This window comes from Schlesneria sphaerica (genome assembly GCF_044336245.1).
GTDB lineage: Bacteria > Planctomycetota > Planctomycetia > Planctomycetales > Planctomycetaceae > Schlesneria > Schlesneria sphaerica.
This window is the reverse complement of record NZ_CP172346.1, coordinates 2,088,276-2,114,562: the sequence shown is the minus strand read 5'-3', so window position 1 is coordinate 2,114,562 and position 26,287 is coordinate 2,088,276. Positions and strand designations below refer to the sequence as shown.

The 26,287-nt window shown below is 55.1% G+C and carries 21 protein-coding genes and 1 tRNA gene; 15 read left to right on the top strand and 7 right to left on the bottom strand.

The genetic code is table 11. The features are described 5' to 3' along the window. Positions 1-104: 104 nt before the first annotated feature. A complete protein-coding gene (locus tag ACGY09_RS07785; protein ID WP_397571101.1) occupies positions 105-1,463 on the bottom strand; it encodes a HEAT repeat domain-containing protein in 1,359 nt (452 codons plus the stop codon). A 491-nt stretch (positions 1,464-1,954) separates the two neighbouring features. On the opposite strand from ACGY09_RS07785, the gene ACGY09_RS07780 reads away from it, so the two are divergent. The 6 genes from ACGY09_RS07780 to purL all read left to right on the top strand — a co-directional run bounded on the left by ACGY09_RS07780 (position 1,955) and on the right by purL (position 9,994). Further along, a complete protein-coding gene (locus ACGY09_RS07780; RefSeq protein WP_397571100.1) occupies positions 1,955-3,241 on the top strand; it encodes a PQQ-binding-like beta-propeller repeat protein in 1,287 nt (428 codons plus the stop codon). Positions 3,242-3,785: 544 nt separating this feature from the next. Next, positions 3,786-4,190 (top strand): indolepyruvate ferredoxin oxidoreductase subunit alpha, encoded by a 405-nt coding sequence (locus ACGY09_RS07775; protein WP_373650850.1) that lies wholly within the window; start codon positions 3,786-3,788, stop codon positions 4,188-4,190. Positions 4,191-4,615: 425 nt separating this feature from the next. Next, entirely contained in the window at positions 4,616-5,362 is a 747-nt protein-coding gene (locus tag ACGY09_RS07770; protein WP_397571099.1) for a hypothetical protein, read from the top strand. Positions 5,363-5,425: 63 nt separating this feature from the next. Beyond that, entirely contained in the window at positions 5,426-5,851 is a 426-nt protein-coding gene (locus ACGY09_RS07765) for a hypothetical protein (RefSeq protein WP_373650852.1), read from the top strand. A gap of 159 nt (positions 5,852-6,010) precedes the next feature. After that, positions 6,011-6,919: a prephenate dehydrogenase gene (locus ACGY09_RS07760; RefSeq protein ID WP_397571098.1), complete on the top strand. Its 909-nt coding sequence runs from the start codon at positions 6,011-6,013 to the stop codon at positions 6,917-6,919. Positions 6,920-7,036: 117 nt separating this feature from the next. Next, on the top strand, positions 7,037-9,994 hold the full coding sequence (gene purL / locus ACGY09_RS07755) for a phosphoribosylformylglycinamidine synthase subunit PurL (RefSeq protein WP_397571097.1): 2,958 nt from the start codon (positions 7,037-7,039) through the stop codon (positions 9,992-9,994). A gap of 166 nt (positions 9,995-10,160) precedes the next feature. Here purL and ACGY09_RS07750 read toward each other — a convergent pair whose 3' ends face one another. The 6 genes from ACGY09_RS07750 to mutM all read right to left on the bottom strand — a co-directional run bounded on the left by ACGY09_RS07750 (position 10,161) and on the right by mutM (position 14,435). Then, on the bottom strand, positions 10,161-10,892 hold the full coding sequence (locus ACGY09_RS07750; protein WP_397571096.1) for a 2OG-Fe(II) oxygenase: 732 nt from the start codon (positions 10,890-10,892) through the stop codon (positions 10,161-10,163). Positions 10,893-11,127: 235 nt separating this feature from the next. Next, on the bottom strand, positions 11,128-12,267 hold the full coding sequence (gene rsgA / locus ACGY09_RS07745; protein WP_397571095.1) for a ribosome small subunit-dependent GTPase A: 1,140 nt from the start codon (positions 12,265-12,267) through the stop codon (positions 11,128-11,130). A 424-nt stretch (positions 12,268-12,691) separates the two neighbouring features. Further along, positions 12,692-12,764, bottom strand: a tRNA-Glu gene (locus tag ACGY09_RS07740). A gap of 169 nt (positions 12,765-12,933) precedes the next feature. Next, the gene (gene csrA / locus ACGY09_RS07735) at positions 12,934-13,152 is read right to left on the bottom strand and encodes a carbon storage regulator CsrA (protein WP_373650858.1); all 219 of its coding nucleotides are present in this window, start codon (positions 13,150-13,152) and stop codon (positions 12,934-12,936) included. A gap of 282 nt (positions 13,153-13,434) precedes the next feature. Beyond that, on the bottom strand, positions 13,435-13,566 hold the full coding sequence (locus ACGY09_RS07730) for a hypothetical protein (protein ID WP_397571094.1): 132 nt from the start codon (positions 13,564-13,566) through the stop codon (positions 13,435-13,437). Beyond that, on the bottom strand, positions 13,563-14,435 hold the full coding sequence (gene mutM / locus ACGY09_RS07725; RefSeq protein WP_397571093.1) for a bifunctional DNA-formamidopyrimidine glycosylase/DNA-(apurinic or apyrimidinic site) lyase: 873 nt from the start codon (positions 14,433-14,435) through the stop codon (positions 13,563-13,565). Before mutM ends, ACGY09_RS07730 begins: the two co-directional genes overlap by 4 nt. A 292-nt stretch (positions 14,436-14,727) precedes the next feature. Between mutM and ACGY09_RS07720 the strand changes: the two genes are divergently transcribed. The 9 genes from ACGY09_RS07720 (at position 14,728) to ACGY09_RS07680 (ending at position 26,112) form a co-directional block, all read left to right on the top strand. Continuing rightward, positions 14,728-16,473, top strand: coding sequence for a DUF1598 domain-containing protein (locus ACGY09_RS07720; RefSeq protein ID WP_397571092.1), 1,746 nt, complete (start codon positions 14,728-14,730; stop codon positions 16,471-16,473). Between the two features lie 162 nt (positions 16,474-16,635). Continuing rightward, entirely contained in the window at positions 16,636-17,511 is an 876-nt protein-coding gene (locus ACGY09_RS07715) for a formyltransferase family protein (RefSeq protein ID WP_397571091.1), read from the top strand. Between the two features lie 53 nt (positions 17,512-17,564). Continuing rightward, a complete protein-coding gene (locus ACGY09_RS07710; RefSeq protein ID WP_373650862.1) occupies positions 17,565-18,005 on the top strand; it encodes a GNAT family N-acetyltransferase in 441 nt (146 codons plus the stop codon). A gap of 1,932 nt (positions 18,006-19,937) precedes the next feature. Continuing rightward, on the top strand, positions 19,938-20,405 hold the full coding sequence (locus tag ACGY09_RS07705) for an Rrf2 family transcriptional regulator (protein ID WP_397571090.1): 468 nt from the start codon (positions 19,938-19,940) through the stop codon (positions 20,403-20,405). Further along, positions 20,395-21,090, top strand: coding sequence for a class I SAM-dependent methyltransferase (locus ACGY09_RS07700; protein ID WP_397571089.1), 696 nt, complete (start codon positions 20,395-20,397; stop codon positions 21,088-21,090). The genes ACGY09_RS07705 and ACGY09_RS07700 overlap by 11 nt, the downstream gene beginning before the upstream one ends. A 159-nt stretch (positions 21,091-21,249) precedes the next feature. After that, positions 21,250-21,720, top strand: a complete 471-nt coding sequence (locus ACGY09_RS07695; RefSeq protein ID WP_397571088.1) for a carboxymuconolactone decarboxylase family protein — start codon at positions 21,250-21,252, stop codon at positions 21,718-21,720. 28 nt (positions 21,721-21,748) lie between these two features. After that, positions 21,749-22,480, top strand: a complete 732-nt coding sequence (locus tag ACGY09_RS07690) for a class I SAM-dependent methyltransferase (RefSeq protein ID WP_397571087.1) — start codon at positions 21,749-21,751, stop codon at positions 22,478-22,480. A 925-nt stretch (positions 22,481-23,405) separates the two neighbouring features. After that, complete coding sequence (locus tag ACGY09_RS07685) at positions 23,406-24,161, top strand: cyclase family protein (protein WP_397571086.1); 756 nt, start codon at positions 23,406-23,408, stop codon at positions 24,159-24,161. 328 nt (positions 24,162-24,489) lie between these two features. Beyond that, positions 24,490-26,112 carry a hypothetical protein gene (locus ACGY09_RS07680; protein ID WP_397569182.1) on the top strand — a complete coding sequence of 541 codons (1,623 nt, stop codon included), beginning with the start codon at positions 24,490-24,492 and terminating at the stop codon, positions 26,110-26,112. The last annotated feature ends 175 nt before the right edge of the window (positions 26,113-26,287 follow it).

Genomic DNA, 26,287 nt, shown 5'->3' with positions numbered 1-26,287 from the left:
CTGAAGACGTTGTCAGACCTGGTCGACGAGAGTCCCGGTCGCGTCGCAACGGAGAATGAGATCGTCCCGGGAGTGCTCGATGCCTGGGCAGACGTTGCTGACGTTTAACCTTTTCCCTTCAGTTTCCCGCTGGCATTCTTTTCTGCCGACCACCACAGGCTCCAGGTTCGTTTGTCGAAGCCGAAGTTTTGCTGAGTCAATTTACTTAATGCGGTGAGTGCCTCGACATTGCTGTGCTCGATGCGGACAGTCACCATTTTTTTAAGCGGCTGCGGCGCATCAGGGGACTGAGCGAATACCGGTGGCAGCAAACGTCCTGCTCTGACAGCTTCCATAACCCCTGGAGGTACTGCGGGTGTGTTTGACGAAAAATTGCCATCTGTGGAGAAGCTGTAGGTCTGGTTGTTCGGGATATCCATGGCGACCTGATAGTGATGCACAGTAATGAGTGCTTCGATCAAGGGCGCGATACTGCTCTTATCCCCAATCTGGCCCAGCGCGTTCGCAGCACGACAGACAATCGCGTTGGATTCGTGTTTCAACGCCTTGACGAAGGCATTTTGAGCCCGTTCGGCGTAGTCATGTCCAATCCCATCCAGGGCCTGAGTTCGAATGACCAGTGATTCATCGAACAGGGCAATTTTGACGAGACCCGTCGTGGCTTTGGAGCCAGAGATCCGAACCAGAATTTTTACTGCCAGTTCACGAATATCAATTCGTGGGTCCGTTGACAGGAATTTCATCACGGCGGGTGCTGCATTCGGGTCGTTGATTGCCGCCAGGTTGGTCAATCCTTGTGGCCTGCGATTCTCATGCTGTCCGTCCAGCCAGCCGTACCACAGTTTAATCTTTTGAAACCATCCCCGTTCGCGTTCCAGCTCATCCGCAGTATTTTCGATGACCTCCAGTTCCTGAGGTGTGATGTACTTGTTTTTGTACTTCACGTATCCCTGGGATGTCATCAGCTCGTCTTTGTCGACCCACTGGCCCTGATGCCAGACTCGACCAAGCAGGGACTGCGCCTTGTCGTTGTCAGGGTTCAGTTCCGTCACTCGCCGCAAATGATGTTCGCGCTGCGGAAGAAGGCCTCGCTGGCGACACCATTCCGCCAGCTCCCAATGAGCCTCTGCATCGTCTTTGATTCGCCGTGATCGTGATTCGTACTCCTCGACGATATCTGGTCTTGTGGTCACAAACTGAATCTGTTCGCTTTCGATGACAATGGTGGCACCCGTCATCGATTGCAAATGGATATTCCCCTCGCTTCCAATCCCCGCCGTGATCTTTCCGCGGACTTCGCCGCCGTTCAGCAGTTTGACAAGGTCACCCTTTGCAGCGTTGGGGGCGATTAACGACCATCCCGCCAGTGCCAGTGCGACGGTGAACAGATACCGGCGGTGAGGTTGTCGCGCCCCTGCGGACAGCAAGTGCAGAGAAATCTGATGTGAATAGGGGTGACTCATCTCTCACCTCCCTGAGGGACGTAGCGGCAGGGCCGGATTCGATCACTCAAGATTCTATGTCCAATTCGTTTCAGATCGCAACAGTTTGTTTGGCGTCAGTGAATTGCCGATTACGCCCAGTCTGCGGACTCAGATCGCGCACCGACTGACTTTTCATGCGAAGCGTTAGCCTCAGCATAACCGTCTCAGATCGGTCAAGTGATTTGACTGTTGAGTCTCCTATTGGTCGGCTCCATCTTATCGGGCGCTTGGAGAAATGAAGTGCAGTTTCCCGGAAATCAGTCGATTCAACCGCTGGCGATCAGTTTGGGTAAATCGGTAGGATAGGGAATCAGATTGGATCTTGAGCGACAGTCCGACTTTCGATTCAGAATTCATATGCGACAGGGCAATCCGCCGAAGTCATGATGCTCACCGGTCCAATGGCTGTAACAGGTTTCTGGTACTTCAACCGCCCGTAGACGTTCAAACAATCCGAAGAGAGCGAAGAGATGACGAGATCCCTGCGGGTATTGACGATGGTCGCGTTGGTGACAGTGACGGCCGGTTTGCCAGTTCAAGCTCAATTGAAGGGTGATGCCCCACTTCCGACACATCAGCAGCTGACGCGGATCGGACTGGAGCGGGCCTGGTGGGGACAGGCTGTCACCAACCCTCATCGGGATAAGGTGAAGCACGTTTCGATCGACGAAACCATCGTCTACGTGCAGTCTTCGTCCGGAGTCACGACCGCTTTCGATGCAGAAAACGGCCAGCAGTTGTGGGCAGTCCAACTGGGACGCTTCGATCAGCCGAGCTTCGCAGCGATTTCAAACGAAACAGAAGCCATGATCATCGTCGGGTCGACGATGTACGGTCTGGATAAACGGACTGGCCGCACGATCTGGACTTTGGTCCTGGACGGTCAACCGTCGACAGGTCCTGCTGCTGATGACACGCAGGTCTACTATGGTACGATCGATGGAATGCTGCATGCCTACAGTCTGAGCAAAATTCAGCGACTGTTCGAGCAGCGTCGACTCCCTCAGTGGTCACTGGAAGCCCAAGTCTGGACGTTTAAAGCGGCAAAGGAGATTACTTCCCCTCCGATTACGAACGGGCGTGTTGTTAATTTTGCGAGCCGCGATGGTTCGCTTTACTCGATCAGTGCTGCCAACCGGAAGTTGATTTATCAGTTGGAGACCGATCAGGCGATTGTGGCTCCGCTTGCATCGCACGGAAGCAACATGTTCATGGCGTCGGAGGACCTCACGTTCTTCGCATTGGACTTGTTCAAGGGGAAGATCCGTTGGGAGTTCACATCAGGTTTGGCCGTTCGAAAAGCACCGGTCGCCTTCGATAACGAACTTTACGTTATTCCAGACCGCGGTGGGCTTTACAGCCTGGATCCGAACACCGGCGATCGACGGTGGTGGAAACCAGATCTCACACACTTCATTGCCGCCACAGGAGATGCAGTCGCGGCCTCTGACGTCGATGGGAATCTGGTGATGATTTCTCGGGAGAATGGAGCAGCAATTGGTTCGCTTCCGCTCCACCGGTTTGTGGTCCGACCAAGCAACGATCGAACTGACCGGATCTACATGGCGACTGAAGCCGGACTGGTGATTTGCCTTCGGCAGACCGGACATTCGTATCCCGTCTATCATCGGTTCCCTGATCGGCTGCCGCTACTTCCGGAAATCACGCCTGAAGAGGATGAGCAGGCCCCCGTGAAAGAACCAGTCAAAGAAGAAGCCGAATCATCAGAAATGCCCGAAGCCGATCCCGAGCAATAGCCGGCCCGTGAGTGTGGGAATCGACTGCTGCACGAATGATAACAGCAGCGCGTGACTCGATATCGACGGTTTCATTCCTGAGCAGTCGTTGCCGCATAGCGACTGTCATCCTGCTGTGGAAGTCCTTGCGCAGACCCATTTTCCGTTGCGCAGGAAAAGCGTGGTAACGAAAATCGTCGCCGATGGGGGCATGAAATCCTCCCCATCGGCGATTTTCATTCCAGTGAATCCTCCTTTCAGTATCACCCCGGGGCAGGCAAACGGTCTTCCATTGGCCCTCCGGTATTCTGCGGAACCGACCGATCGATTCCAAAAGTCGAGAAACCTTGACTTGTCCCCTCGCCCTGAGATGGACAAAATCGATATAGTTGATGAATGTCGCTGCGACGCACTGTTTCAAGCCCTGTGTCATTCGGCGGCCGACACGCCGGGCAGGCTTTCAGTGCTTTCGGCACAACCCATCTACTCCTGTGCATTTCGTCAGAGACAAGTTTGAGTCACGACGTCAAAAACGACTGAATCCATCTGCACGAGGTACGTTGCCATGGCAAAAGCCGGTTCCCGTAAGAAGCTTCCAAAAGAAGTGGCTGTCATCAACGCAGACAATTGCACCGGCTGCGAAGCGTGTCTCGAAGTCTGCCCCGTTGACTGTATCTACAAGGTTCAGGGCGAATCGATACCAGTGCTGCAGTCCTGGTGTGAAATTGATGTCGAACGATGTGTGGGATGCGAAGTTTGTGTCCACATCCCCACGAAAAAGTCCGATCCGTACGAACTGACTGTCTGCCCTTGGGACGCGATCGAATTGGTCCCTACGATTGAAGTCGCTCAGTACGTTGCGAACAAGGGGGGGCCCCCGGACTACCTTCTTAAGAACTGGGACCGTTTGGTTGTCCCTGCTCAACGCATGGCCGAACTCGCTGCGGAACAGACGGCTGCGAAGTCGTAATCGAAGGTATTTCTTCTCACGTGAACGTACTTCCAAGCGTTGGAAGTCATCCGATGCACCTCTGCGACGTCGAATTCACGCCATCGTCGCTGACTGTTGTCTGGCCACAATGAGTTGACCCGGGAGTCAAGCTGCGGACGGATCTTCGTGTTTTACAGTTCGCTACGGGGTTGTCGGGTGCCAATACGGTGGCCAATGGCTTTGAACGGTGAGCAATCCAGACGAGGCGATCGGGTGTACTTTCGTCTCTGATGTCAGCAGGTAATCGACAATTTCAGCAGATTCCTTATTTGAAAGGTTTTGCGGAAATCATTCTCTTGCTTCCGCTTTTAATTTCGGCGACGTCCCTTCAGAATGACGCCGTAGAAAATTAGAGCGGAGGGTCTGCTCGGCCAATTCCCGAATTCGTTAACAGGGTTACTCAGATGCGAAACGCCGCAAGCTCGTTTGGGAACTGCCCATCGTCGAATCTTTTTCTATCTGCGGGGGCGGTTTTAGGCCAGCTAAGTCTGGTTGCAATCGTCAGTCTCTTATGGCTTAACGAAGGCATTGCTGAGGATAAGGGCGAGAAGCAGCCCGAATCCTCGGTCACTGCGCCAAACTCGGTGGAACTGGGGGACAGCCTCAAGAAGCTGAACCTTTCGGAAAAACAGCAGAGCCAAGTGAAAGAGATCGCGGAAAAATATGACGCGGCGATCAATGCCGTCTGGAAGCAGTTCAGCGACAAATACATGCAGACGATCGCGGCGGAAATTGCTCTGATGGCAGCCGTGGAAGATAGTCTCACAGAGGAGCAGCGTTCGCGAATCCAGCAGATGCGGCGTAAGATGGCTCAGCACGAAAAACTTGCCCCAGCAACATCGGATGACGCCAAAGCTCCTCGCTCAAAACCGATTGAAGGTGTGAACGACGAACTCAATGAGTCCGGTGTTTCGTTGACGGAAGAGCAGGAAGAACTGGCCGACCGTGTTCAGGAAAAATACCGACCTCGTCTGCGAGCATTGAACCGTGAGATTCAGGGGCTCCATGCTCGTTTGCTCTCCCTCGAAGCCGATAAGCTGGTTTCAATCGAGAAAGTTCTGACCAAAGAACAACTTGATCAACTCCGGGAAATTCGCCAGAAGGGCCCGGTAGCCGCGAAACGTGCTCAGCCCAAAGCAGAAGCAAAGTAGACAGTTCACATTTGTCGGGATGCATGCCGCAGTAATCGAAACGTCTCAGTCAGAGGTGGAGAAATGGTACAACGAGCTTTCCACTGGTCATTGATGTTCTGCGCAGTCTCCTTCTTCACGCTGTCGAGTACTGGGAACGCATACGGTCCCGGGCCACGAATTGTGATGGGACCTGGCGGTTACTACAACGCGTACGGCCAAGGGGTCTACGGGCAGGGTGGAGAAGTTAACGCAGTCAATAGCCCCGGCTTTCGCGGTGGTTACGGACGGAATATCAATAATTATCCCAGTTACGGATTCGGCCCTTACGGCTACGGATATACCAGTCCCGAAGCCTACAACAACGGCAACAGCCGGGCGAACTTTAATTACAATCGCACCGACGCGATGAACAACTACGGAAATGCGCAAAACAGCGGAGAAGGTTTCAACAACTTCTATAGTCCTTACGGTTGGGGCACTTACAGTCAATTTACGAACGGTTGGTAAGTCATTGAGGCCCGGGCCGAGAATGACTTGCCGTGGCAACGTGACGGATAGTGAAAGTATGGTCTGGTTCTTTTCCCTCGAAGTCGGCTGATGCGACTTCGGCTGTTCCCCCCCCCCGAATCTCCATCTACAGAACCAGACAATAAAAACTCGAGTGCAATGACTGAATCTCCGTTCTCGTCGCCGTTAGTGAAAACCGTCGTCATTGTCGGTGTCGGGATGATTGGCGGCTCTCTCGCCGCTGCATTGAAGAGCAGAAATGTTGCCGAACGCGTGATTGGTGTCGGCCGAGATCGGCGTCGAATTGAATCGGCCCGCGAAGCGGGGCTGATTGACGAGGCCGTAACCGACATCAGGCAGGTAATCTCCTGCTCGGACTTGGTCGTCTTCTGCACACCTGTTGAGAATCTGGCTGCCGATGTGCAGGCCGCAGTTGCCGACCTCTGCCAAACCGTTGCCGATCCCGGTTCCTGTAACTCCCCAAAATTGCCTCTCATTACGGATGTGGGCAGCGTCAAAGGATCGATCTGCAGCCAACTGACGGCGATCCCTCAGTTTATTGGATCACATCCCATCGCAGGATCACATCGCCAGGGCTTCGAAGCGGCAAATCCGAATTTGTTCGAAGACCGGCTCTGCATCTTGACTCCCCTGCCAGGATCAACTGCGGATTCCGTTCGCCGTCTTGAGCAATTCTGGCAGGCGATTGGGATGAAAACACTTCAGATGTCTCCCGAGGCCCATGATGAGGCACTCGCCATGACGAGTCATCTGCCACACGTCGTCGCATCTGCCTTGGCCATGACGCTTTCTCCCGAAAACCGGCACCTGACAGGAAGCGGATTTCGCGACACAACTCGAATTGCCGCGGGTGACCCTGATCTGTGGGCGGGTATCTTGCTGAATAATTCTCAATACGTGATGCGGGGGATTGATGACGTGATCCACCGATTGTCACAAGTGCGAGAAGCACTCGCGCGGAATGACGTGTCAGAAGTCAGGCATCAGCTCGCAGTGGGTCAGGAATCGCGTAAGAGTTTGGATGGGACAAAGAATTCCACAACCTGATCCCCTCGCAAGTCTGGTGGCAAATCGCGACAATCACGTTTGACCTGCTCAATCTAATTTTTCTCACCAGATTTGATCTGGTTGAGAAAGTCCTTCAATGATGGGAATTGAACTCGAATGCTCTGGGAAGTCGAAATTCGTCCGTCCGCAAATGAAATCGATCGGGAAGGACAACGAATCACACAAGAAGCGCGAGACCTGGGCGCGACTTCCATTCAGAATGTCCGTAGCGCACGAGGCTTTTTGCTGCAGGGAGGGAGTCTGACCGAGTCTGACGTGCAGCGTGCTGCGAATCAATTGCTCGTTGACCCCGTAGTCGAGACCTTCCTGGTTCGGCAAGTTTCTCCTGGCAAGGATACCTCTGCCTCGACAGCCTCCAACGAATCGGGAAGGCATGTGCTGAATGTACTTTACAAGCCAGGGGTCACCGACAACGTCGCTACCAGTACCCAGAAAGCCCTGGTTGACCTCGGTTTTTCAGTGGATGCGGTTGCGACGGTCCGAAAGTACTGGTTCGATGCCGGCATTTCCGCGGCTGAGCTGGAACGATTGTCGAAGCGAGTCCTCGCCAACGACGCCGTCGAGCGAGTGATTTCCGGCCCTCTCCATATGGAACGAATTGGAGCGGGTTCTGAGTACCGCTTTCGGCTGGAAACTGTTCCCATCCGGACGATGGACGATAAAGCGTTGCTGGTTCTGAGTAAGCAGGGTCAGCTATACCTCAGCCTCGCAGAAATGCAGACGATCCAGCGTCACTGGGTTGAGCAAGATCGAGATCCGACCGATATCGAACTCGAAACTGTTGCTCAGACCTGGAGCGAACACTGCTCGCATAAGACGCTGAAGGGGCGCATTCACTACAGCGATGAGAATGGCGAGCGAACGTTCGAGAACATGCTGAAGGAGACAATCTTCGGCGCGACGGTAGAGATCCGCAACCGACTGGGTGCGGATGACTGGTGCGTCAGCGTTTTCAAAGACAACGCTGGCGTTGTGAAGTTCGACGAACATCAGCATGTCTGCTTCAAGGTGGAAACGCACAACCATCCCTCCGCGATTGAGCCCTACGGCGGCGCTAACACGGGTATTGGTGGCGTTATTCGAGACCCCTTGGGAACCGGATTGGGGGCGAAGCCGATTCTGAATACGGACGTCTTCTGTTTCGCTCCTCCTGATACGCCGGTCGAAAGTCTTCCCCCTGGCGTACTGCACCCTAAGCTGGTCATGAAGGGCGTTGTTTCCGGCGTTCGAGACTACGGTAATCGAATGGGAATTCCGACCGTCAACGGTGCGGTCTTCTTCGATGAGCGTTACCTGGGTAACCCGCTGGTCTATTGCGGAACGGCCGCAATGATCCCAGTGGACCGCGTGGAGAAGTCTGTTCTTCCCGGCGATCTCATCGTTGCCATCGGTGGACGTACAGGCCGTGACGGGATTCATGGAGCCACGTTCTCCTCTGCTGAACTGACGCAGGAGAGTGAAACAATCTCGGGCGGTGCGGTTCAAATCGGCAATGCCGTTGTCGAAAAAATGGTTGCTGACGTCGTTCTTCAGGCTCGACATCGTGGGCTCTACCACGCGATTACAGACTGCGGGGCAGGCGGTTTTAGCTCTGCTGTCGGCGAGATGGGCGAAGAAATTGGGGCGGTCGTCTGGCTGGAGAAATGTCCGCTCAAATACACCGGCCTCTCTTACACCGAAATCTGGATCAGTGAAGCGCAGGAACGAATGGTGCTGGCTGTTCCGGCTGACAAATGGGAGCAATTCCAGGCTCTGTGCGCGGCTGAGGGGGTCGAAGCCTCGGCGATCGGACAATTCGGCAACGAAGGTCGACTTAAGCTGACCTACCATGGTGAGACTGTCGGCGATGTCGCGATGAGTTTTCTCCATGGCGGCCGCCCTCCTGTGACTCGGCAGGCAGTCTATCTGCCTCCTCCCGAGACGCCTCTCACGCAGACTGCCAAGGCTCAGAAATCTATCCGGGAATGTGCTGAGATGACGCTCGAGAAGATTCTCGGGTCGCTTAATGTCTGCAGCAAAGAATGGATCATTCGTCAGTACGATCACGAAGTTCAATCGGGCTCTGTGGTTAAGCCTCTCGTTGGGGTTGCATGTGATGGTCCCTCCGATGCGGCAGTCGTCAGGCCGGACCTCAACTCTTATCGGGGCGTGGTTGTCTCCAACGGGATGAATCCCCATTTCGGCGATTTTGACCCCTATTGGATGGCGGCTGCGGCGATTGATGAAGCGATTCGAAATTGCGTCAGCGTGGGAGCAGATCCCGATCGCATCGCGATCTTGGACAACTTCTGCTGGGGCAACACCGAGCGTCCAGAAACACTGGGATCACTTGTTCGAGCGGCTCTCGGTTGCAAGGATACAGCGATCGCACTTGGAACTCCGTTCATCAGCGGAAAAGACAGTCTCAATAATGAGTTCTCGTTCGTCGACTCTGCGACGGGTGAGCGACGGACGGTAGTGATTCCTTCGTCCCTTCTCATTAGTGCGATTGGTCAAGTTCCAGACGTACGTAAGTGCGTCACGATGGACTTGAAAGAAGCTGGTAACGCCATCTATCTGGTGGGGGCAACGCGAGACGAACTCGGCGGGAGCCACTATGCCTTGGTAAATCACCTCTCGGGGGGAAGTCTGCCACAGGTGAATCTTGCACAATCGCCTCTGATTTTCGCTGCTGTCCATAATGCGATTCAACACGGGCTAATCAGGAGTTGCCACGATCTCAGCGAAGGTGGTCTGGCCGTGGCGGCGGCCGAAATGGCGTTCGCAGGCGGGCTGGGGGCCAATCTTGACCTCACTCCAGTGGCGAGCGAAGCCGGGATCACGGATCCGATCGTGTTGCTATTTTCGGAAAGCACGACTCGATTCCTGATTGAAGTAGAACCAGGCAACGTCGACGAATTTGAAAAGGTGATGAAGGATTCGCCTTGCACTCGAATTGGTCGTGTAACCACCGACGAGCGCCTTGTGGTGACCTCATCGCAAAATGAAGTTGTCTTGAGTCAGGATATCGCCAGGTTGAAATCAGTCTGGCAGTCAACGCTGGCCTGGGACTGACGATATTCAAAATGAGCCTGTAATCCTGATTGGATTCAGGCGATCAAGACGGTTCGTTTCCGAACGAAGTGATGCATCAAATGCGTCACTTCGTTCGCGTCTTTGTCGCATGGCTGACAACTCCACGCGGGGAAAAAAATTGTGGGGTTGCAGATCTTCGGGGCAGCTAGTCCCAAAGCGCTCGTAGACCGAAAAAGGCGGTGTCCTTAACACGACGCGCGATCTCTTTCAGTGGACTGATTCTTGAATCGGTGCAGAATGTCATGCTCAGCATGATGCGTAGATCTCCCTCGTCCGTGGGACTTGCTCGGTGAAGTACTTTTGCTCCTTCAAAAAGTACAAGGACGTTTGCTGAGGTATCGATCGATTCCTCGCCCTTGGAAGTTTTTCTCATCAACTTGCTTTTCGAAACCCCGCCGTGGGGCGATTCGTTGGCCAGCGACAGCAGCACCGTAAAATGACGTCCGCGATAAAAGTTGTGGTCGTAGTGCCAGTTAATATGGTCTCCCGCTTCCCGGTAGCACAATAGTGATAACGAGCTTTGGTCGCCGTCAGGAGTAGGGAAAACAGGTATCCCTGCGATACTTGAAACCCACTCTCTCAGTTCATCCGAGTGATACAATCCGACGCAATTTCTCGCGTGACGCTGAATATTCTCGTACGAGAGCGTATGCCCTTTCTTGTGCGTCGGTATGTAGCTGAAAACCATTCTTGGAAGGTTACTCATCGCCTCGGATTGCAAAAGCTCCAGGTCTGAGAACGATAAGAAATTCTCGACACGTACGAGTCGTTCGCGGGCGAATGCCCGGCAAAGCTCTTGTATATTGACTGGTCCCTGGATCGTGAAGTGGTGCTCTTTAACCCAGTTGGCTCGTTGCTCTGCGAGCTGACCGAGCATCCGAACTCGGCACTTTCGGTGACGTACGTAAACCACGGAAAGGGTCGCCAGGGCGATAGCAGCTGTCCCCACCATCCACGGCCACATTGGATTCACCCCCTCCGAATCGCATCGAGAGCTGATCCACGGTTAATAGTTAACCCCGTATTTGGACGCGGGGTGACTGACGTTTACTATATGGTCTTGATCTTCCCGGTTTCAACGGCGGTCTGACTGTTACATAATCGTTATTGCGTCAGTCGTCCCCAATGACAAGCCTGATGTAGCTTTCATATCGGATCTGCGAGATCAGGTCTTGTTTGACCGCCTCTCTCACGGCACATCCCTCTTCCACCAGATGAAGGCAATCGGGGAACTTACAACCGGGTACGAATGGGCGGAACTCGATGAAATAGCCTTCCATCTCTGCGGGATGAACGTCCCAGAGTTCCAATTGACGAATTCCGGGCGTGTCGACCACCCATCCCCCAAAAGACAATTCCTGAAGCTGGGCGAACCGAGTTGTGTGTCGACCTTTCTGAGTGACGCGGCTGATGTCGCCGGTCTTCATTGAAAGGCCAGGTTGAATGGCATTCAACAGCGACGATTTGCCAACACCGCTTTGACCTGTAAAAACGGTCTGCTGGTGCTTGAGCAGCCGTCGCAGCCATGCGATCCCTAGGCCGGTCGGAACACTCGCCGCAACGACGGTATATCCGAGCTGAGCATAGTGTCCGATCATCGGCTGCAGGTCAGCTACGTCGACGAGATCGCACTTGTTAATAACGATGATCGCCCGAACTTCCCCTTTTGCTGCGCTGACAACAAAGCGGTCTATCAGGGCGGGTTTCAGCGGCGGTTCATCGGCCGAGGAAATGATCGCTACCTGGGACACATTCGCCACCAGGATGTGCTGCTTGTACTGATGCCCGCGAGCGATAATTCCCTGCCGCGGCTCCACACGTTCAATCACCCCACACTCGTTCTTACCCGGGAGGAAGAGAACGCGATCTCCTGTGACAACTGCGTTCCGTGCATTCCGGGCAACTGTTCGGACAACGCGACGGACAGTGCACTCAAATCGTGTGCCGCTTCCCTCTTGACCCTCGTCGACCTGAACGGTGCATTGTGTTGAGCCGATCGCCGAAATGACCCGCCCTCGCAGACAGGCAGCTTCATCGACGGCAAGGACAACGTGATCTCCCTCGCCCTGCTCACCCAAGATCGTTCGTCGTCTTGTCAGAGCCCCTTTTCCGGAGACTCGTTGTTCGCGGTCGATATCCTCGATAACGGACTCGTCGGCATGGATCTGCCTGGTAAAATCGTTCTGGCGAGCAGAGTTTTGTCGATTCTTCCGGAAATCGACCCTCACCTTTTTAGAGATCTTCTTCGCCACGTGATGGGTGCCTCGAATCTCGAGAGTTGATTATCCGCTGCGGGATCGATTGCTGCCTGAAACATTGTTGACGCTTGCCACTCGTCTCCAGACGCACGCGAGACGACGGCTGTCGAGCGATGGCCCTGCCCTGAATCATACCAAACGCCGCTCTATGCCATCGGGGTCAACCCGGTTGTGATGCTGTCTCCAGTTCTGGAGCCCGTGATGGGTCGCAAGCGATCCAGCGGGAGAGATCTCCGTTCCGGCGGGTTCGGGCTTATTCTGGTATGGGAATCTTTCTTTCTCAAAACCGAGTGCGGTCGGATTCGAGCATCATTCTGATCAGTACGACAAATCGCCAAGTCGTTATGGATTAATCAGTACAACTTGCGTTGTGATAAATGAAAAACGTCCGAGCCCAGTAAAGGACTCGGACGTTTACTGACCCCATGGGGATTCGAACCCCAGTTCTCGGACTGAAAATCCGATGTCCTAGGCCTCTAGACGATGGGGCCGTCATTCGCAAAACTAATCAGAAGCGAGAACAAGATCGGAGTTTGGTGCCGGATTCTTTAGTCGCGGCTTCCGATTTTTTCGCTGCGGATTAATAACAACGGACGGCAGGGATTGCAACAAACCGAGGTGAATTTTTTTTCGTCTCGGTTTCGTTGCGGGGGGCGAGTTTTACTCGGCCACCGACTTTTGTTCAAGGCTTGGGAATGGAGAAGTTGCTGCAGATTCTGAAGAGGCGATTGCGTCGCGCACTTCGCTCCGATGAATGGAAACTTCTCTCGGTGCTTGAATGCCAAGTCGAACCTTGTCGCCGCGGATTTCGACGACCGTGATGACAATGCTGTCATCAACAATGATGCTCTCGTTTTTTTTCCGCGACAGAACTAACATTTCCCACAACTCCGAGGGCCAAGCCCTTTCTTCATCCGTGCTTTTCGAGTCTTTCAGGCTGTCAGCGCAATTTCCTTGCGACCGTCAAATTGTAGAGTCTACAGAATTCGTGTCAACCCCAGCACTTCTTCATTTATTGGCACGCGATAATTTACCGCTTTTAAGCGTATGTCCGGCGCGCTGTTTTTTTACAGTCAGCCCATTTTCTCACTTGCAGACTTCCTGCTTTCCTGGTCTCCGCACAAGTACTTCCTCCTTAGCGCGGCGACGGGATGATTTTGCTCATTTCCCTGAGCCGGACGACTTCCTTCTGACAGTGCTGAGCTTATTGGCTTTCTGAGCGATCTGATTCTTCTGCATCTGCTTGCGCAGGTGAGGCAGTTTCGTCGCGGGTTTACGCGGGGCTCCGGTCATTTCACACTTCCTTTTCGGTATGGAGTTTTCATTTTCTGACATTCGGGGCAGTAAAACGTGGATCGCTGTGCCTGGACGATCCTCTGAATAGCCTCAGTTCCGCAGGAAAGACAGGTCGAACCGGCTCGCATATAGGCTCGATGCAGGTTCTGGTAGCTGCCATTCTGGTTCAGTGCATTACGGTACGTCCGATCAGAAAGAGTCGAGCCCTCACACTCAATCGCTTTCAAAAGAACCTCCTGTGCCGCTGCCGCCAGTCGCTCGACCTGCCTCGGGTTCAACATCTTCGCTGGCACCGAAGGGTGAATCCCCGCCACATGCAGAATCTCACTCGCATACAAATTACCGATCCCCGCGACCCTCTTCTGGTCGAGCAACAAGACCTTAATTTCCCGGTTTGAAGCGGCACACCGCTCGCGCCACATCTCCAGAGTCATTTCCAGGGCATCAGGTCCCAGACACTTGGGGCCATAGCGCTCCTCAAACTCTCCAGAAAGGTAATGAGAGACCGTTCCCAGGCCTCGCCGGTCCCAGAACCACAAAGAGGGGTACTGATCGTCACCTTCAAAATCCCACCGCAATCGCAAGTGGGTGACGTCAGGAGGATCGGCCAGCACCATCAACCCTGTCATCCGCGGTTCGACGGCCACAATCGTACCATCCGACACGTCGAACACGACCCGCTTGCCGACTCTCCGAACGCTGGCAAACTGCTTTCCCACAAGCCGTTTTCGCAATTGAGTGAACTTCGGTGTGATGAGAATCGGCTTGCAACCGTTTTCGCATTCGCTGAGATCGCAGATCGTCCGACCGACGATCTGCGGTCGGATACCACGAACCATGGTTTCGACTTCAGGCAGTTCTGGCAAATTGTTCTCCCGCGGATGTCTCTGGTGGTGTGGGGCGATGAGGGGGCAACTCACTGCTCTCATCTGCCCATCGACTGTAACTCAACAGAGTATTCTAACGTCTGATCGGATTGTGGGGTTGAACGCCAGGGCGTCGCCCCTTCATCAGCAGAATGTGCAGAATTTTCTTGACGAAGCAGTGCTGAAGGACGATTCTAAATCGATAGTGGCTTGGTTTGTTTTCAATGCAACTTTGTCCCCTTTTGACGGCGTCATCGTCACAATCCGTCTTGCCCACGACTAGGAACCTGACATGGTCCGATTTGGCCGATTGAACTTCAATACGACTTTTCTTCATCGGTCGTTGACCCTGTGCGGATGTCTCATTGCGATGTCCACTGCTTCGCAAGCTGCCAATTCGCCAGCTCAAATGAACCATGCCGCAGTCGTTGCCGATCACCTGAGTGCAGGAGAATTCGGCTTGGCTCTGGATCAGGCCCTTGTCGCTCCGACTCCCGAAGAGCGAGCCGCCCTGCTGACCCAGGTCGCCGCTGCGCAGCAGGCCGCCGGAGAGACGGACGCCGCCGCTGGCACTCTCAAACGTATCCCGCGCCGTTCGAGACTCGAGAACGCTCCTGCTGCTCCTCGAACACTTCAGGGGGGGGTTCAGGCTGACTTCCAAACGCTGATGCGACTGATTCGTGAAAACACGAAGTCCAAATGGGAAGAAGAAGACGGTGAAGGTGGAGCAATGTCCCCCTTCCCCACTGGTGTGAAGGTCTCTCCCACAGGTCTGCTGCATCGCGTCAGCGCTGCAGAGCAATCGGGCGAGCTCGCTTCGCTGGGTGTGAAAGCCCGCCAGGCCGACATTAATGACGACGTCGCCCAAGACTCTGAACTCCGTATGGTCTCGCTGACACGTCTTGAACGAGCCGTCGCGCGGCGCATTGAAGAGGGACTTCCTGTCCCCGAAACAATGTCGCAGCTCGCCGGTCTCTCGCACATTAAGTATGTCTTCGCCGTTCCCGAATCGAATGAAATCGTCATTGCCGGGCCTGCTGCCGGCTGGCAGTACAACGAGCAAGGCCAGCCCGTTTCTGTTCGCGATGGTCAACCGACCCTCCAGTTGGATGACCTGGTGACAGTGCTGCGGACCTTCGCACGCGGAAACGCGGACTTTGGCTGCTCCATCAACACTCGCGATGAAGGGGTGAAAGCCCTCAAGGAATTCGTCGAGAAATCGCAGGCCAAAGGACCCATCAACAAGGGAGGCGTCGGCGCCTGGGTCAATCAGATCCAGCAGAAACTGGGACGTCAGGACGTCTTGGTTTGGGGTGTCCCCGCTGAAAGTCGTGTGGCTCGCGTGATCGTGGAAGCGGACTACCGGATGAAGCTGATTGGCATCAACAAGTTGCCAGCCGGTAAGGAGATTCCCGGTTACTTCGATCTGCTGCCTGTGGCCGAACAGAAGGCTCAACCCAACATGGACGCCCTGCGATGGTGGCTCACCATTCAGTGCGATGCTGTGATGCACAGCGAAGATCGTAACACATTCGAAATTCAGGGCTCGTCGGTCCTGTGCCTTTCGGAAAACCAGTTGGTGACCGCCGAAGGGAAGCATGTCCCCACCGGCAAGTCCGAACCAACGAATCGTCTGTTCGCCCAGAACTTCACGTCCCACTATGCGACGCTGGCAAAGAAAGACCTGGTCTTTGCAGACGCTCAGAACATCTTCAACATGGCGTTGTGCTCGGCCCTGATTCAGTCTGAAGACCTGCGAGGCAAAACCGGCTGGAACATGGGAGTCTTCGCTCCCAATGGCGGCTACGCACCAGCCAGCTATCCTGCCCCGACGGAAGTGGAATCGGTTGTCAACCACCGGGTTTACCGAGGCCGCGATATCGTGGTCCAGGCAGCTGGTGGGGTCCGATGCGACGTGATGGCCCTTGCGAAAGACCCTGTTCGTAACAAGCTCGCTCCGCAACTGGAAGAAACCGCCAAAGTGCAGCAGGTCCAGTCGGTCGCTGCCGGACGCTGGTGGTGGGACGCGACGAAATAAGCCCTCCGGCCCATGCGAGGTGGTCTCCGACAAGAGCGGTCTTGATCGAATTGCCACTCTCAGGCAACAATCATCGCCTCGATTGGGCTTGATGAATTCAACAGTCATGTCGAACGGCTCTTCGGGGCCGTTCGATTTTTTATTGGGGTAGAAACAACCGCCATGCAAGTCGTGATCACTGCAGTGGGGCCGGATAACCGAGGACTGGCCGACCCGATTGTTCATCTTGTCTCGGCGGCGGGGGCCAACATCTACGAAATCCAGATGTACGATCACGATTCCGAACGACTGTTCGCAATGCTGCTCCGCATTGACTGGCCTCTGGGGCCCGAGAGCGTTGCTGAACTTCGCGAAAAGATGGACGAAATCGGCCGCCTGAAAGGCCTGTCGATTCGAACCTGGTCGCGGGATGAGCATCAGTCCCGTTCGCGACTTCCTCGACTGGCCATTTGCACGACCTACCGCCCGGAACCCGCCCTCGCACTCCTTCGTTCGATGCGCGACAAGCGTCTGCTCGCTACCCCGGCCGTGATGATCGGCAACCGTGACAGTTGTCGAGGGGTCGCCGAACAATTCGGTGTTGAGTGGCACCAGATCGGTGATGCGAAGGGAGAACCCGACAATCAACGGATGGTGGAACTTTTCGACCAGTACGAGGTCGACTACATCATCCTGGCCCGCTACATGCGCGTCCTGCCGGCGAGCACCTGCTGGCGGTTTGCCGGGCGCATCATCAACCTTCACCACGGCCTGCTCCCCCCCTTCCCCGGCTTTCGCCCCTATGAAGATGCCTTCCAGCATCGCATGCTGACCTACGGAGCAACGATTCATTTCATTGTGCCCGAACTGGATGCGGGAAATCAGATTATTCATCAGAGTACATTCACCGTCTTTCCCGGAACGCCTCTGGAACAGATTAAACGCCAGGGGGAAACCGATCACGAACCGAGTTGCCTGGTGGAAGGAGTTCGCCGAGTGGTCGACCGGGAAGTCGAACTTCATTTCCATCGCGTGGTCCGGCACGTGTCTCACAGTTGATTCATGTCCACTGATCCGACAGAATTCGTTCTTTAAACGGGAAGGGATGCCGTATGATTGAAGTAAAGAAGGCGCTTGCAATTCGCTTGATGGATGCCACCGATCTGGATCGGGGATTCCTCGATGCATTACGAGCCCTGAAGCCAATCGAGTTGACGGATCAACAAGCGATCGATGTCTACCGTGACCGCCTGAAGTCCAGGATCCGGACTTATGTGGCACTGATCGATGGAAACATCGCCGGAACCGCCTCCGTCTTCATCGAACCCAAGTTCATCCATTCAGGCGGAGTGGTCGGTCACATCGAAGATGTCGCCGTCCATCCGAATTACCAGAAGCACGGCGTCGGCCGAGCTCTCGTGGAACACCTGCTCGAAGTCTGCCGGGACTTCAAGTGCTACAAGGTGATCCTGGATTGCGCCGAAGGGGTGATTCCTTTCTACGAACGCCTCGGCTTCCATCGTTGGGAACGAGCCATGCGAATCGACTTGTGATCCCGTCGAATCGCCAAATCGAAATCCGCTAAACATATCTCCGAAGCGGCGATGTTCCGTCACCGCAGCGCACCCACTCCAACTTCTTTCCGGCTGGCTGACTGTTCGCCCGGTAACAAATGGCCAGAGACCGACCATTACAAGGCCCGCCTGTTCGCGTGCAAAACAACGCGAGCCCGGCTGGAGCCGTCGGGTAGGAGGTCGCAAATTGTGCTCGGGAATCACCGCAGCACTGGGGTCCGCGTCTCGGGTTTTGTGTCATCGAATCAAATCTCCTATTGGCCCCCCTATCAGTCCTCCCAGTGTTGCTGTCGGTGGCCACGAAGTCCCTCTCTTGCCCCTCCCCTTCATCTGTTCCAAATTTGTCGTATCCAATTCGATAATGCGCGCTGCACATTGTTGAGCACCTTGAGCACCTAATCGTCGAAACCCCTGTTTTACAAGTGTTTGAATTAGATGCTCAAGATGCTCAACACATGAGCATCTTGAGCATCTAATCATCGATCATAATCTCCCCAAGATCGTCGAATGAATCCAAGCATCTGGAAACGCTCGTCCCCCCGAAGCGACTCCCACTGCGACCTCCAGTACATGCACTACCGCAACGGACGCCAGCTTCATTCCCACAACTCTGCCAGTGATGGCCTCTCAAAACCCAAGAGCGCTGAAGCAGGAGAAGCCTCTCTTCAAGTAGCCCTGGCGGTCCCTCGCCAGGAAAGCCGAATCGCCAATCCCCTAGCCAATCACGCTGATCCAACTCCACGCGAAACCCGTAGCCCCCCTCCCCCGGATTCATCCTCAGCAGCCCGTTCATGTCGAGACCTCGATAGCAGGCACTCCCTTCCAACAGTCTCCCCAATCGATCGCGAAAATTATCGAGGGACCCGCGCACCAAAAACCGGCGTAGCCGCCGCATCTCGCCGCTTACGTCTTAAGGAATCCACTGCAACCATCGCACCCCTCCATAGCCTCTCCGGCCCTCTGAAAAAATGCGGCGTTTCCACACCACCCTTGGCCAGCCGGGCCAGTCCCCCCGAAACGCTTTAACCTTCAATCTCCGCAGCACATGGGACTGGCCACCGGCTGGCCAAGGGCTGGCCAGTTGGCCAGTCCCCTCCAGCGTCACGGTCATTCGCTTCACTTCGAACTGGACTCTCATTCGCGACCAATCGCAAGCGGTCCCGAATTTCTCACCACCACTCCCACAATTACGAGCAGTGTGGTCATCCGACCAAATCACGGCGAGTCCAAGTATCCAGACATTTGGAAAGGGACTCTGACTCGAAGACCCAGCGAATAAGCTGTCCGTGGCGAACCAGGAATCAAGGTGGCTATGAGTCAACGAAGAACCGAGCAGCAAATCGGGAAATCAGGGTCGCGGTGGCGGCAGTGCACTCCTGAGCATCAGGGTACGGGGACCCATCAGCGCTGCAGCAGGAGAAGCCTCTCTTCAAGTAGCCCTGGCGGTCCCTCGCCAGGAAAGCCGAATCGCAACGCCGCCGACCTATCAAGTCCATCCAGGCCCAACGCGAAACCCGTAGCCCCTTCCCCCGAATTCATCATGATCAGCCCCGTCGTATCGAGACATCGATAACCGGAACTGCTTTTCCACGTGCATCGCGTTTGGGGCAGTGAATTCCTGCAAAACTTCACCCGCTATGTTTCGGTGTCGGTTTGTCCGTGTTGACGTCTCCCAGATCAACCGCGCCAGAGTGTTCCGTGGCAACGCCCCGGAACCGCTTGAGCAGAACAGTCTCCGCTGCGGGGGCAGATCCCAGGTTCATCGTATGCAAGAGGCTCCGCATCGAGCCGGGGAAGTTCGTGGCAATGCTCCAGCCGATCAGTGAGCCATGCTTGTCCTCACCGATTGCAACTTGACGATGTTTGAGACAGACCTTGACAAAACGGCATTCATGTAACAATGTAAGTTACATGAAACGCGACGGCAAACTTTCCGGTGTCCTCCACGTCCTGCTCCATATGGCAGAACAACAGGGACCCGTCACATCTGAAGATCTCGCCAGGATGATGGCGACCAATCCAGTTGTCGTCCGGCGGGTCATGGCTGGCCTGCGGCAGAGGGGATATGTGCAATCGGAAAAGGGACACGGCGGCGGGTGGACGCTGGCCTGTGATCTCACGAAGGTAACGTTGGGAGACATCTATGTCGCGCTCGGGAGCCCTACGCTCCTGGCTGTCGGCATTCGTTCCAGCTCCCCTGAATGCCTCGTAGAACAGGCTGTGAATGCCGCACTGGGACAGGCATTTAATGACGCTGAGGAATTGCTGCTGGCTCGCTTCGGAGAGGTGACGCTCGCGGAACTCAGTAAAGACATTCACGAGCGGATCGCGGCCCGTGGGATATCTCAGCCTCATGAAGGACACAGCCATGGTCCCTGAAAAAATCACTCCGCACGACGCGTTTTCCGATGCTCGACTGGTGGCACGGTACGTAGACGGTCCGCCGCGAATAGTGCCCGGGTTTGCAGATATGCAGCGAATGTCGACTTTGCTCCTGGCCGAGCGAGTACCCGACGGGGGGCGTGTTCTCGTCGTCGGGGCGGGAGGTGGATTGGAGCTGAAGACCTTTGCACAGGCTTATCCCACCTGGACGTTTGATGGCGTTGATCCGTCGTCAAAGATGATCGAACTGGCTGTGCAGACTTTGGGGACTCTTGCTTCGCGGGTTCAATTGCACGAGGGGACCATTGATGCCGCACCGGCTGGACCATTCGACGCGGCGACCTGTCTACTGACCATGCACTTCTTGAGTCTCCCTGAGCGTCTGCGAACGGCAGTTGAGGTTCGTCGCCGACTGAAGCCGGGTTCCCCTTTCGTGGTGGTTCACATGAGTATTCCCGCAGAGCAAGACGAGAGAACGAGCTGGATGTCACGGTACGCTGCATTCGCCATCTCTTCCGGGATAGACGCCCACGACGCCCAGAAGTCGAGTCAGGCCATCAAGGCGCATTTGAATATCCTCTCTCCGCAGCAGGACGAAAGCATCTTGCGCGAGGCGGGGTTCTCCCGAATCAGCTTGTTCTACGTGGGATTTACGTTTCGTGGCTGGGTCGCCTACGCCTGATCATTTCCAGCGCGCCCATCTTCGTCGAATGGACTGACTTCACCCGTTCTGAGCAGCATCAAAGTTTGATGTCCTCGGGAAAAAAGGAGTCGCAGGAACGGCTCGAAAGAGTCAACCCAACACAAACTCAGCCAACCTCATGCAACATGGAAAATCAGTATGCAGTCACGTATGAGAAACCCAATGCTGGTGATTCCCGATGTCATGCCAGCCGTGATGAGTATGGCGCAGGCCTTAAATACGCCCTGCGTGTCGCAGACGATAGTCAATCTCGTCAGTCTGCGGGCGAGTCAGGTCAACGGAAGCAGTGTGTGCGTCGACCTGTTTACTCGAAATGCCAGGAATGCCGTGGAAACAGATGGGCGATTGTTCTCGCTGGCAGCGTGGTGGGATGCAGCATGCTTCGATGATGCAGAACGAGCCGCAATCGCGCTATGCGAAGAGGTCACCCGGATGAGCGATCGCTCTAAACCCGTGTCGGACGAAACCTGGAACGAAGCGGCTCAGCACTTCAGCGAAGAAGCCCTTGCCGTGCTGATCCTGACGATTGGAATGGTCAATTCTGGGAATCGAGTCAACGCCGCGACGAGGCAGAACGTGAATGAATGTGAATGTCCCCCGACGAAGTAATGATTCGCATGTCAAAGAGAACGTGGCCATGAAACGATTTGCTCTCCTTTCATTTCTGCTCTCGATCACATACGGCCTGTGCGGGTGTGGCAGTCCAGAGAATAACTCGGTGCCGCAAGTTAACAACGACATGAGCTTGGATCAGGCAACCCTCCAGAAAGAACGGCCCCGCCATGGCGATCACAAACATGCGTTCCAAGATCCCGCCGAGTGTGCGAAGAAGTGGAATGCCTCGGACCGAGACGAGTGGCAACACCCTGAGGCAATCATTGCGGCACTTGAACTGAAGCCTGGAGCAATGGTCGCGGAGATCGGTGCGGGAACAGGATATATGGTGAGCCACTTAAGTAAGTCTGTGGGCGAGTCTGGAACGGTCATCGCTATCGATGCATCGAGCGCAATGATTGCGTTTTTGGAGAAGCACAGCGCCGAGATGCCGCCCGCCAAGGTCGTGGCGCGAAAAGTCCCCAGGGGTGACCCCGAGTTAGCAGGTGCCTGTCTGGATGGAGTCCTCATGCTGGACACGTGGCACCACGTCGAAGATCGAGAATCTTATGCAGAAAAGGTCTATGAGGGATTAAAGCCCGGTGGGCGGTTCGTCGTGGTGGACTTTGAAGTCGATGCGGCAGCGGGGCCGCCAAAGTCGATGCGGCTCACTCCGGAACAAGTGGGCTCACAGCTGAAAGCGGCTGGGTTTCGGACGGAGATCTTGCCGAATTCGATGCCGCGGCACTATCTGGTCGTCGGACACAGAGATTAGACCTCACCGTTCGCCAATGGTCTTCGACTGGCGACTGGAAGGCTAAGTTCGTGTGCGGGAATAGTGTGCCCATCACCTTCCCCCGGACAGTATTACAGGAGTTGAACATTCGTGGCCGAGATCTTCGGCGCAGGATCGTCACTCGGATCGGAAGCTTGCTTTTTTCGCATCTGGCCACGCTGGCACGGCAGATAAGCTGATCAGGTAACAAACAAAAAATGCCATTCTGTCACCTCACTGTCAGAGAGTGGCCATTCGCCAGTGCTGTCCAAACGGGGACGGTGCATCATTGGCTGGTATGACGTAGGCATTAATTCGACCTGGTACACGCGTTCGGCGTCTGAACAGACGAAAGATGCCCTTCTGCCTGAAGGGCAGCAACAGGTCAGCCCGGGGCAAAGCGCCGCGGCGAACGCCGCAGTGCGACGCCCCGGGTTCATTGCTAATTGCTGCAAGCCCTGTCAGGGCGACACAATCCTTCGCGGCGCAGACGCATGGAGGCTCGAAAGGAACTCAATAAGCACAGGGTTTGAGTGAAGTTGATTCCTCGCAGAATCCTTTGCAGCACGATTTACTTTGAGCCTACCGGAGACAACCGCCTCCCGTCGAGGAACGGGCCGGACAAAACTTCTATGCATCGGGATGGGGACCGTGCATTGGTGAATGAAGGTCATCGCTTCAAAGTCGGGATCAAGACGCTGACAATGCCACAGGCAGTTCAAAATGCTCGAATAGCCTGTCAGTTATGTCGAAACAACAAGTTACGTTGCGTCATCGGTACGGTGTATACACCTTCATGGTTTTCGCTGTCTGACTAAGATAGTCTTCCCCAATTGGGAACATGCATAGATGCCTCTGCAATTGCCAGAGCATTGTTCTGCGGCTGCGCATAGCGAACCACAAAATTTCGGTTCAGGACTGAATAATGAGAATGATCGACCTGAGTTTGTCGTTGGAGGATTCTGTCAGCGAGCCGCTGAGGGTGACGATCGAGTATCAGACTCACTCGTCAACGGCAGCGGTGATGGCCAGTTTCTTTAGTGCCACTCCGGACGACCTGCCCGACCGACTCGGTTGGGCGAATGAGGTCATTACCGCCTGTTCCCACAATGGCACTCGTGTGGATGCGCCGTATCATTATTTTCCGACAAGCGGCGGGGAACGAGCCAGGACAATCGACGAACTGCCGCTGGAATGGTTCTTCGCCGACGGAGTCGTACTCGACTTTTCGAGGAAGCCCAAGGGCTCACTCATCGAACCGCATGAACTTGAACACGAGCTGCAGCGGATTGGATATCAACTCAAGCCATTCGATATTGTGCTGATTCGGACGGACGCGGATCGCTTTTGGGGAACGGCCGACTACTTTCAAGCCGGGGCCGGGATGTCAGCTGCTTCGACAAGATGGCTGATCGAAGCGGGAATCAAGGTAATGGGAATCGATGCCTGGGGCTGGGATCAGCCTTTCTGGGCCATGAGAGAACGCTTTCTCGCAACCCAAGATCCGGCCGTCATCTGGGAAGCTCATCGCGTCGGTCGAGACCTTGAGTACTGCCAGATCGAAAAGCTTGCCAATCTGGCGTCCCTGCCAAACCCCTATGGCTTCAAAGTCAGTTGTCTACCCGTGAAGCTGAAGGGAGGAAGCGCCGGCTGGAGCCGCGTCGTCGCGATCCTCGAATGAGGTATAAGCACGGTTGAACCAAACCGGGACAATGCATTTCTGGCTGGAACGGCGTTGGCGTTCATCGCTCCTGGTCCCCTCGTTCGGGTTCATGAGCACTGTAAGTCCTCCCTGACTGGCTGAAGGGAAGCAGTTGGTCAGCCCAGGGAAAAACGCCGGGGGGAACGCTGCACGTCTCGCGTTACCAAGTGTGTTTGTCTGGGGGTGCAATCCCGTTTTGCGGTCGAGTACGGAGAAGTGATTATTTGCTGAGTGATCTCTGAGTCTGTGTTATTCTTCCCTGCTGTTGTCCAATCGAGGATTGGATGGATTCGGCACCGAGATCGCAATGGAGGGCGGTCGAATGGGAGGGATTTCCTTGGACGGTCGGGATGGTGAGTTTATTAAATCCGTTTCGGAGATGCTCTTCCGATTCAGTGGCGAGGTGTTTCCGAAGCTGGGGGAGTGGGAACGTCGTCTGAAAGGAGACCCGCTGAGTCTGGAAGCCCTTGAGTTGGAAGTCCAGCGGGAGTTCGCGCGGGGTGCGGGGATGGTCGTGGCGGGCTTGGCATCAGTCGTGATGCAGACACCGGAATTTGCCGCTGCCGCCGAGCAGACGCGACAAGACTATTCGATTCCGCTATCCAAGGGGCGTGATCGAAAGATGTCGGTTCGGCTTCTGGGGGGCGTGGTCATGTGGATCACGTCGCTTTACTGTGAAGCGAGTCGTCGTCGCGGGAATGGTCTGCAGAAGGAAGAATCAGTCTCGGGCCTACAGATTGAACAGGTGCAATTCGGGCTGGGAAAGAAAGTCTCTCCCGGGCTGGAGAGTACGGTCTCTCGGCAGTCGGCTCTGTGTCCCTCGTTTGAACTGGCTTGTGAGGAACTGGAGCGTCAGGGACTGTCGCTCAATCTCAAAACGGTGCGGCGGATTTCTCAGCAGTGCGGTGAGAAACTGCTGAAGCTACGAACGGCAGAATTGGCCTCCTGGCGTGCTGGAACTTTGGCATCGACAAACGAACTGTCGGGGAAGCGTGTGTCGATCCAGATCGACGGCGGCCGGACGAAACTCCGTGGAAAACTGCGAGCGGCAACGCCTCATGCAGAACAACTCAACGAAGACGGTTTGATTATCAGTGATGCGCCGGGACGCTCTAAGCGCCTCGCAAAACGGACGTTCGATGGCGAATGGCGCGAACCCAAGTTGATGACGATCTTCATTCATGATGAGCAGGGGCGCCTGGAGAAGAAGTCACGCATGACAATGGATGGGACGTTTGCGGGACCTGACGCTATGGCGGAACTGGTTGCCATGCACTTGCATCGCCTGGGAGCAGCCAAGGCACTGAGCCTGACCTTTGTCAGTGATGGAGCGGTCTGGATCTGGGACCGCGTCGATCAAATCGTGGCTCAAGCGCGGATTCCGAAGGAGGTCGTGATTCATCAGGTTCTGGATACCTGCCATGCCGTGCATCATATCTCACGAGCGTTAGCCACGCTCGGCGTGACCACGGAACAGCGGATGCCCCTGTATCGGGATCTTCGCACGCGACTACGTAACGGAGAATGGGAATACGTCGTCCAGGAACTACGAGTGTTTGCTGAAGACGAACCCACCAACGCGGAACTTCAAACCGAATTGAACTACCTCCAGCGACACGGGGATGCGGGACGATTGAACTATGCCGAATTTCGTCGCTGCGGTCTCCCCCTGGGAAGCGGTGCCATTGAAAGCAGTATCCGCCGAGTCATCAACCTGCGGCTGAAAGGAAACGGCGTCTTCTGGCGAGAACATCACGCGGAAGAAATGTTGCAACTGCGCGCCTTGGTGATCAGTCGCCGTTGGGATGAACAGGTCAAACGAATGCGAGCTTGGACCAAGAAACATCACCTCGCCACCTGGCAATGGACACCCCAACTGATGTCCTGCAAAGTTGAACCCCAAACCGCGAGTCCACAAAACACCCTGTAATCAAGAGTTTCACCGAACGCAAAACGGGGTTGCACCCTTTGTCTGGTTGGCCGCTGCGTTCTACGCATATGCTGGCGGACCTATGACATTGCTTGTCATGGGTATTATGTACATTCGGACAAGGTTCGGCCGCAATTAAGATGCGCACCATTTCGTGGGATGGCCTGTCTTGCCA